We start from the raw sequence: 7,464 nt of genomic DNA, 5'->3' as shown, positions 1-7,464 counted from the left end.
AAAAAGTTGACAGTTTATTCTCAAGGATTTCATAATAAAACCAAGAGAATAAGGAGGTATTCAAAGTGGCACGTAAATATGACCATGAATACAAAGTACAGGCAGTAAAACTTGCCAAAGAAATCGGAGGCGCCAAAGCGGCTAAAGAACTGGGAATCCCTGAAGGAACCATCCATACATGGCTGAAAGCCGTAAGAGCTGGCAAGTTGGATATTGGGGAAGGTTCCCATACCCCTGCCAGCGCAATGAGCCTGTCAGAAGAGATTACCATGCTGCGTAAGAGGGTTAAGGAGCAGGATAAAGAAATCCGTCGCCTAAAGGAAGAAAACGAATTTTTGGAGGAGGCCAGCGCTTTTTTCGCCGCCAGCCGTCGGAAGTCAGTAAAAACCAGAGAATGATCTTTTTGGCTTTGAAAACAGAGGACGGCAGGATTACCGGGAAAATTTCATTTTATTGCCGAATGCTTGGTATCAGCCGGCAAGGCTTCTATAAATATCTTGAAACCAAAGATCGTCCCTGGAAGTACCAAGACCTGGCGGATGCCATGAAAGAAATCGCCAGCGAGGATGAATGTAACGATACTTACGGACGGATTCGGATGTATCAGGCACTGTGCCTGAAGCGGCCGGAGGGAGTGTCGATTCCCAGTGAGCGGACCGTATACCGGGTCATGGACCAAATTGGCCTGAGCCATCGCCCCAAGCGAAGACCGAACGGGATCACAAAGGCAGACCGGGAGGCTATGAAATCAGATGATCTGCTGAAACGGGATTTCCATTCAGATGCCCCATTAGAAAAATGTATTACAGATATCACGGAAATCCCGGCGTCCAATGGGAAACTGTATGTATCTGTGATTTTCGACTGCTTTGATCTTAGCGTCCTTGGTCTGGCAATGGAAACAAACATGAAAGCAGATCTGTGTGTCCATACACTGGAAAACGCCCTGACTGCTTATCCTGCACTGGAAGGCGCTATCATCCACAGTGACCGTGGAACACAGTACACCAGTGAGGTCTACCGTCAGGCCATTCGGAAGTATCACATCCATCAAAGCATGAACAATGCCGGAGGACGCTGCCATGATAATGCCCGTTGCGAGAGCATGTGGGCCAGAATGAAGACAGAACTTCTCTACGACCGCTATGAAACAAAGCAGATGACTGTAGAGGAATTAAAGGTACTCATTTGGAGATACTTCCTCAGCTACTGGAATAACCGGAGGATATGCTCTGCCAATGGCGGGCTTCCACCTATGATAAAACGCAGGCAGTATTATGAGGATTTGGAACTGGCCGCATAGTCAGTGATATGCTTGAGAAAAATGTGTCAACTAATATTGACAATATCAAAATGTATTCAAATGAATACCCTTATCTAAAAAAGTTTTTATATGAGGCAATTTTTCAAAAAGGCACGGAAACTCTTCTGCCAAAGGAAATCATCGATGAACCAGACTTAAATATATACATAGAGAACTTTGGAAAAGAACACGATCATTGTCTCTGCGCCGAAGCAAACGGAAGAATCATAGGAGCAGTCTGGACACGGATCATATCCGGATATGGGAATATAGATGACGTGACTCCCGAATTTGCAATTTCCCTTTACAAAAAGTATAGAGGAAAAGGAATCGGTACAAAAATGATGCAGGAGATGCTGTCTCTTTTAAAATCAAAAGGATACAAAAAGGCTTCTCTGTCAGTACAGAAAGAAAATTATGCATTTAAAATGTATCAGAATCTCGGCTTTAAAATTATCGATGAGACAGAGGAAGAGTTTATTATGATGTATGATTTGACAAAAACAGTTATTTAGCCGCTAGTGTAAGGAGGAATCAGGTTGATGAGAGAAGAAAAAACATCTCCAAAAGAAGCTATCAACGAACTATCACTGCTTTTAATGTATCTAACAAGATTCAGCCACCAGGATAGATTTTCATTAGAAGAAAACAAAGCCTGGAAAGGGTATCCCTTTCATGCCTTGGATGATCTTGAGGAAGAAGGGCTGATTGATCAGGGAAGCCATCGCTCTAAATCTGTACATATTTACGAAGAAGGATTGGAGAAAGCAAAAGAATTACTCGTCAAATATAATATAAAAGACTGGGATGAATGAGCAGACAACAAGCAATATTTAAGAAGAGAAAGGATTATGGCATGCCTATCAAATTGGAAGACACAACAAAAGCGAGAAAACTGTTCGGAGAATGGAAGGAAACTTTAATCTGGTCCTGTCTTCAAAAGGTCATGGGAGACATCTATGTGGACAATACTTCAGATCCACAGTCCGCTATGGCTGTTCTTGGTGATTTCTGTTTTTTTGCCGGAAATGCAGAGGAAGATTTAGTCTCTTATAAACCGGAAAACTGTTTCCAGGACTTTATTATTATGGTGCCGCAGTCTGAGGAATGGGCAGAACTGATCGTCAAAAAGTATGGAGACAGAGCAAAACCAGTAACACGTTATGCCATAAAAAAAGAACAGAATATTTTTGATAAAGATACTTTAAGGTCTGCCGTCAATTCATTAAAGCCGGGATATACCCTGCGAATGATTGATGCAGACCTTTTTGCGCTATGCAGATCAAGTGCATGGTGTCAGGATCTGGTCTCACAGTTTGAGGACTATGAGACATATAAAAAGCTCGGCATAGGAATTGCCGTATTAAAAGGAGAATCGCTCGCAGCAGGAGCTTCTTCTTATGCAAGATACAGAGAAGGAATTGAAATAGAGATTGACACGAAGGAAGAGTTCCGGCGAAATGGACTGGCTTATGCTTGTGGAGCAAAGCTGATACTGGAATGTCTGAACAAAGGTCTGTATCCGAGCTGGGATGCCCAAAATCAAGCATCCGCTGCACTTGCAGAGAAATTAGGATATCATTTTGACCATGAATACAAAGCATTTGAAATAGGGGGATATTAAATGGAGATCAGGTTATTAAACGAGGAAGATGACATTGATGCAGTCTGTGGTATCTATGCGGCCAGTTGGAAAAGTACATATAGAGGCATCATTCCTCAGGAGTTTCTGGATAACATTGATAAAGAAAAATGGCGTGAGGGAATTCAAAATTCTGAATTGATTTCATTAGTCATGATGAATGGTGAAAAGATGATCGGCACGGCCTCCTACTGTGCTTCCAGATTCATCAGTCTTAAGGGGTTTGGGGAAATCGTCTCGCTCTATTTGCTTCCGGATTACTATGGAAATGGATATGGCAGACAGCTTTTGCAGGCGGCAGTTGACGGGCTGGCTGAGCTGGGATATACATATGTCTTTCTCTGGGTTTTAGAAGAAAATATGAGAGCCAGAACCTTCTATGAGAAGTTTGGTTTCCAGAACAGTGGAGACTGTCTCACGGATCATATCGGAGGAAAAGATTTAAGAGAACTGCGTTATATCTATAAAATAAAGTCAGAGGTGTGAATATAATGGGATTTTCAGAAAAAGTTAAGGAAGAAGCAAGGAGAAGATCAGGTTTTAGGTGCGTCATCTGTCAGGAACCATTTGTTGAAGTACATCATATCATTCCTCAGAATGAGGGAGATGAAGATACGATTGAGAATGCTGCGCCCCTTTGCTCCAGATGTCACGATCTATATGGAGACAACCCTGCAAAAAGAAAACAGATCCCTCAGATGAGAGACTATTGGTTTGAAGTCATGGAGAAGAGAAATAAAGAAGGTTTGGATGCGTTAGTACCGATCGCGTCCGATCCCGACAGAGTGAATGCCCTGCGGGACAAGGGGATAGCCATCCAGCATACTGTTTTTGCAGAGAGTAAAGGTATAAAGGAATTTATTCTTTTATTTACGATTTCTTTCTTTTTTCTCACACAATACATTTCTATTTATCTTACAGAAAATTTCCATAACAGCAAATTCATAATGGATCAAAGGGCTGAGAAAAGCCCGCTTTTAGTAAACGCAGCTGCGGCAGGGGTCATTGGCCCGGCGACCGAGGAACTTTTATTCCGCAGATTTCTGTACGAAGGATTAAAACCGATGGGGAAAGAAAAGTCGTCTCTGATTTCCAGTGTTATTTTCGGGCTGTGTCACAGACATGTGATCCAGGGGATCTATGCAGCATTGTGGGGGAACGTCTTTTACTTCGTGTATGAGAAGCATCACAGCTTAAAAGCACCTTTTTCAGCTCATATGATCAGCAATCTGCTGTCCTTTTTACCGATCCTTTGGATCAGCCTGAATCATTGTGAAAAAGAGGTATAAGGGATGCATTCTTCCTGTCTTATTTATGCCCGTATCTGTAAATCACTTCTTTAACATTCGCCAAAGCGTACTCCGGCTGATTCCAAGCCTCTTAGCGGCTCGTTCTTTATTTCCGGCTTCCTCCGTAAGCACCATATGGATGATCTGGTCATTGATCTCATTCAGTGTGCCGGTAAGATCCAGACCGGAAATATCAGCAGAAGGATCGGCGGAGGGTTCGTTGTCCAAAATTTCTTTTACGTTTTCATACGTAATATATGGAGTGCGGGTTATAACCACCAATTCTTTGATTATATGGTGCAATTGATCGAGGTTGTTAGGCCATGAAAAAGCAGTCATCAAATCCATAGCTTCCGCCTCAAAGCCGATAATCTGCTTGCCGGTAGCGACATTCATACGATGAATATAAAGCGTGGCAATGCTCGAAAGATCCTGAATGCGATCTCGAAGCGGCAAAAGCTTCAAAGTCATGCAGGATAATTTGTTCTCGAGATAATTTCGACATATTTCCGTCTGATCCTTTTCTGAGGAATTCAGGATCAGCGAAAAAATCAGCCGGTTCCTTCTGGCGAGCTCTGAATTATCAATATAAGAAAAAAGCTTGTCCAATTGATTTTTCGAAAGCGCTCCCGGATTTTTGATATAGATGTTTGTATTCACATTTGCGAATGGCGAATCTGAATTATTGATCAGGGCATTCCATTTTCGTTCCCCCATAAGTTCACAATTGATGATATATAAAGGGGAAGAATTCCCGGAGCTGTTGGAATATAAAAGCTTTGCAACTTTATCTTTCCCTGTTCCGGATTCTCCTATAATCAGTACCGGCTGTGTGCTCTTTGCATACGCTTCGATAATATCGGCCGTACGTCCCACTTGGTGAGAGCCGTTGTATTCATCGGCGAAATCTTCTGAGTTCGAATCCAAATGATTGTAAATAGTAATTACTGAGTCTTCTTCGGAAAAAACGGCATGTTTCTGTTGGATGGTTATTGCTGTATATTTCTGGTCTTCATAGAATAAATGCCGGTTTGTAAGGATGAAGATTTTATCGCGGATCTGTCTGGTGACTGTCTGACCCGAAACTTTCAAAAAAGCCCGAAGATAAGTCTGTACAAGATTCATAAGGACTGTATTGCTGTCGTTATTTGGAAGACTGGAAAACCATAAGGCTCCGGCTGGATTAAAAATCAGAAATTCCCGGTCTTCATTGGTCAGAAGAGCCTGAAACAGATCTTTCTGTTTGTGAACATGAGCAGAAGACGCCACGAGTTTGACGGCTTCATCAATTGCAGAAGTGATACTTTCGCTTCCGGAAGAAAGAAGGATAGAATTCATCCCCAGCTTCCTGGCTGCATTTAAACCTGTCATATCACAAAGAGCCAATGTACAGCCGTTCTGCTGCGCCTTCCTGATTGCCGGCAGAGCATCCGATTCGTTGGTAAACGTTACAATATCAATATCATACTGCAGTAGGTCGCAGAGCACTTTGGCGCAGTTTGTGATCGAAGAAAATCCGGCGATTATAAACTTGCCAGAATAGCTTTCCACAAGTTTAATTGTGCGGAGCACATCATATACGGAAATCGGGATATCGATTACCGGGAGCTCGACGTTAGAACGTATCAATTCGGCAGTTCCGCCTCTTGAAATAATAACGTCATAATTATTATGTGCCAGTTCGAGGGCGATTTTTTTGCCGTTATCCAAATCGCCTGTCTGTACCGTCATGCGGATATCGTCTCTTGTCTGTGCGATTGCAGATATGGCATCCGCCATTCCTTCATAAGGAGCTACTGCAAGTATCTTGGTTTTCTGCATATGGATTTCCCCTTTGTAAAAAATGGATTTTTATCGTTGAGATATTCGCTTTCATATAGATTCATTATATACTTGAATGTATCAAAATGCAACAAAAATTAAGCTGGATGTTTCAAAATAAAACGATAAAATGAAATTGTGCAATTGAATAACGAGGTTTTAAGAAGTAATATGTTAAACAAGAAAAGCAAAGAAACACAAAATATTTCAAAACGAATCAAAGGAGGAAAGAAAATGAGTTATCAGATTAAAATTCCGTCATATATCTGCGGAGGGGAGGGATGCATTGAAAATGTAGCTGCAATCATCGAAAAAGAACATGCAAAGAAGATTATTGTATTTACAGATAAAGGCATCAGACTTACAGGACTTTTGGATATACTGACGAAAATACTTCATAAAACAACGGCCGAATATCAAGTATTTGACAATTTGACTCCGGAACCGGCATATCAGGATGTAGAAAGAGTCATGGATGAGGTCGCGTGCTACAATGGTGATTTTATTATTGCGATTGGCGGCGGAAGCGTTATGGATGCGGCAAAGCTCTGCAGTATATTAAAAGACGCTTCTTATACGATAAAAGATCTTCTGAGAGATCCTGCAATTGCTGAGAAACAGATTAAGACCCTGATGATTCCTACTACTTGCGGAACCGGATCGGAGGCAACATGCAACGCTATCGTAGCCATTCCGGAAGAGCAGTCAAAGAAAGGAATTGTGAACGATAACATGATTCCGGATTACGTATTTCTGGATCCGCAGATGATCAGAAAGCTTCCAAAATCTATCATTGCAGCAACGGGCGTGGATGCGCTTGCCCATGTAGTAGAGTGCTTTACCTCAAAAAAAGCGACTTCGTTTTCCGATACGTATGCAATGGCCGGTGCAAAACTGATCTTTCATAATATCAGAGAAGCTTACAATGATGCAGATCATATGAAAGCAAAGGGTAATATGATGCTTGGCGCGTTCTATGGCGGAGTCGCTATCACAGGAAGCGGTACAACGGCTGTACATGCGCTGTCATATCCATTGGGCGGAAAATACCATATTGCGCATGGCGTATCCAATGCAATCCTTTTTGCACATGTAATGGAATTCAACAAAGACGCCTGCAGGGAAAGACTTGCGGAATTGTGCGACGGAGTGTTCCCGGAGCTTTTCGAAAAAAATGTGGATGAAAAGGCGGACTATATGATCGAACAGATTGTAGACATTGTAAGAGTGACAAACATTCCAACAGACCTGAATGAATTCGGAGTAAAAATGGAAGACCTTGATTTCCTTGTAAAGGCAGGAAGCGATCAAAAAAGACTTTTGGTAAATAACATGAAAGAATTATCACTGGATGATATCAGGGGTATTTACCTGAGAGTTCTGAAATAAAACAATTATCAAAGAAAGGG

The 7,464-nt window shown here is 41.9% G+C and carries 9 protein-coding genes; 8 read left to right on the top strand and 1 reads right to left on the bottom strand.

Annotation, left to right across the window (positions count from 1 at the left end):
* Positions 1-65 precede the first annotated feature (65 nt).
* From QGT46_RS12005 to QGT46_RS11975, 7 genes are read left to right on the top strand one after another with little or no spacing between them, the layout of a single operon-like run.
* On the top strand, positions 66-398 hold the full coding sequence (locus QGT46_RS12005) for a transposase (RefSeq protein ID WP_055159092.1): 333 nt from the start codon (positions 66-68) through the stop codon (positions 396-398).
* A complete protein-coding gene (locus QGT46_RS12000) occupies positions 395-1,303 on the top strand; it encodes an IS3 family transposase (RefSeq protein ID WP_301590987.1) in 909 nt (302 codons plus the stop codon). Before QGT46_RS12005 ends, QGT46_RS12000 begins: the two co-directional genes overlap by 4 nt.
* Positions 1,304-1,353: 50 nt before the next feature.
* Positions 1,354-1,818, top strand: a complete 465-nt coding sequence (locus QGT46_RS11995) for a GNAT family N-acetyltransferase (RefSeq protein ID WP_301590993.1) — start codon at positions 1,354-1,356, stop codon at positions 1,816-1,818.
* Positions 1,819-1,845: 27 nt separating this feature from the next.
* Complete coding sequence (locus tag QGT46_RS11990) at positions 1,846-2,118, top strand: DUF6429 family protein (RefSeq protein ID WP_006567925.1); 273 nt, start codon at positions 1,846-1,848, stop codon at positions 2,116-2,118.
* Between the two features lie 41 nt (positions 2,119-2,159).
* The gene (locus QGT46_RS11985; protein WP_039946859.1) at positions 2,160-2,927 is read left to right on the top strand and encodes a GNAT family N-acetyltransferase; all 768 of its coding nucleotides are present in this window, start codon (positions 2,160-2,162) and stop codon (positions 2,925-2,927) included.
* A complete protein-coding gene (locus QGT46_RS11980; protein ID WP_006567923.1) occupies positions 2,928-3,431 on the top strand; it encodes a GNAT family N-acetyltransferase in 504 nt (167 codons plus the stop codon).
* Positions 3,432-3,436: 5 nt separating this feature from the next.
* Positions 3,437-4,234, top strand: coding sequence for a type II CAAX prenyl endopeptidase Rce1 family protein (locus QGT46_RS11975; protein ID WP_148459571.1), 798 nt, complete (start codon positions 3,437-3,439; stop codon positions 4,232-4,234).
* Between the two features lie 42 nt (positions 4,235-4,276).
* Here the strand turns inward: QGT46_RS11975 and QGT46_RS11970 are convergent, their stop codons facing one another.
* Positions 4,277-6,055: a sigma-54-dependent Fis family transcriptional regulator gene (locus QGT46_RS11970; protein WP_006567920.1), complete on the bottom strand. Its 1,779-nt coding sequence runs from the start codon at positions 6,053-6,055 to the stop codon at positions 4,277-4,279.
* 234 nt (positions 6,056-6,289) lie between these two features.
* Here QGT46_RS11970 and QGT46_RS11965 point away from each other — a divergent pair, with 234 nt between their 5' ends.
* A complete protein-coding gene (locus QGT46_RS11965) occupies positions 6,290-7,444 on the top strand; it encodes an iron-containing alcohol dehydrogenase (RefSeq protein WP_039946816.1) in 1,155 nt (384 codons plus the stop codon).
* Positions 7,445-7,464: the final 20 nt, after the last annotated feature.

The organism is Anaerostipes faecis (assembly GCF_910574135.1).
Classification (GTDB): Bacteria; Bacillota; Clostridia; order Lachnospirales; family Lachnospiraceae; genus Anaerostipes; species Anaerostipes hominis.
This window is presented reverse-complemented; position numbering and strand designations above follow the sequence as displayed.

Bases quoted from the DNA above. Each gene is read 5' to 3' on its own strand.
- QGT46_RS11990 (WP_006567925.1), top strand. From the start codon at position 1,846: ATGAGAGAAGAAAAAACATCTCCAAAAGAAGCTATCAACGAACTATCA.
- QGT46_RS11970 (WP_006567920.1), bottom strand. From the start codon at position 6,055: ATGCAGAAAACCAAGATACTTGCAGTAGCTCCTTATGAAGGAATGGCG.
- QGT46_RS12000 (WP_301590987.1), top strand. From the start codon at position 395: ATGATCTTTTTGGCTTTGAAAACAGAGGACGGCAGGATTACCGGGAAA.
- QGT46_RS11985 (WP_039946859.1), top strand. From the start codon at position 2,160: ATGCCTATCAAATTGGAAGACACAACAAAAGCGAGAAAACTGTTCGGA.
- QGT46_RS11980 (WP_006567923.1), top strand. From the start codon at position 2,928: ATGGAGATCAGGTTATTAAACGAGGAAGATGACATTGATGCAGTCTGT.
- QGT46_RS11995 (WP_301590993.1), top strand. From the start codon at position 1,354: ATGTATTCAAATGAATACCCTTATCTAAAAAAGTTTTTATATGAGGCA.
- QGT46_RS11965 (WP_039946816.1), top strand. From the start codon at position 6,290: ATGAGTTATCAGATTAAAATTCCGTCATATATCTGCGGAGGGGAGGGA.
- QGT46_RS11975 (WP_148459571.1), top strand. From the start codon at position 3,437: ATGGGATTTTCAGAAAAAGTTAAGGAAGAAGCAAGGAGAAGATCAGGT.